The sequence below is a fragment of the Myxococcus xanthus genome, from assembly GCF_013116825.1.
GTDB lineage: Bacteria > Myxococcota > Myxococcia > Myxococcales > Myxococcaceae > Myxococcus > Myxococcus xanthus_B.
In genome coordinates, this window is record NZ_JABFNS010000322.1 from 1 (window position 1) to 437 (window position 437).

Sequence of the window (437 nt, forward strand, 5' to 3'; positions counted from 1 at the left end):
GGCTACAACAACATCAACTTCGCGGTGATGACCGTCGCCGGACCGGACGACGCCACCACCGCGGCCGTCACGCCCTGAGCGGTTGCTGAACGGGCCTCGAAGCCCTGAACGCCCTGGCCCTTTCGGCCGGGGCGTTTTTGTTTTTTCCGGAGACCTCATCTCATGCAGCTTCGTGCCGTCTTCTTCGACCTCGATGGGACCTTGGTGGATTCGCTGGGGGACATCGCCGACGCGATGAACCACGCGCTCGCGCACCACGGCCTGCCCACGCATCCAGAGTCCGCCTATCGCCGCTTCGTCGGTGAGGGAGTCAGGGAGCTGGCGCGCAGGGCGGTGCCCGCGGGCCGCGAGGACCTGGCCGCGCCGGTGCTGGAGACGTATCGCGCGTACTACGACGAGCACCTCTTCGATAGGACGGCGTCCTACCCCGGCATCCC

At 67.0% G+C, this 437-nt stretch carries 1 protein-coding gene; it reads left to right on the top strand.

Annotation, left to right across the window (positions count from 1 at the left end):
- Nucleotides 1-162: 162 nt before the first annotated feature.
- A partial coding sequence (locus tag HNV26_RS37520) for an HAD family hydrolase (protein WP_171453057.1) occupies nucleotides 163-437 on the top strand: 275 nt, incomplete at its 3' end.